Raw genomic sequence first — 261 nt, forward strand, 5'->3', positions numbered from 1 at the left:
CGCCAAGCAGCAGGCAGCCATCAACAACGCCTGGTGGAACACCGCCTGGCTGGTGCTGGCCGCGCTGCTCGCCACCAGCCTCCACGTGCACGCGAAGTGGAAGCAGCACCAGATCGAAATCATCCGCGCCACCTACCGCCGCGCGACCGAGGAAGCGGGGGAGGGCTTCTTCATCAACCGGCCGGTGCGCGACGCCCAGGGCGTGGTGCTGTCTCCAGGGTTGTGGCCGGCTGGGGCGCCTCGTGCGGGCGCCGTCAGGCT

Annotated in this window: 1 protein-coding gene; it reads left to right on the forward strand. The window is 70.1% G+C overall.

The window, feature by feature from the left end:
• On the forward strand, nt 1-261 hold a 261-nt coding region (locus KVT32_RS30440; protein WP_217619471.1), incomplete at both ends, for a hypothetical protein.

Origin of the sequence: Achromobacter sp. GbtcB20 (assembly GCF_019091095.1) — a bacterium.
Lineage (GTDB): Bacteria > Pseudomonadota > Gammaproteobacteria > Burkholderiales > Burkholderiaceae_B > Achromobacter > Achromobacter mucicolens.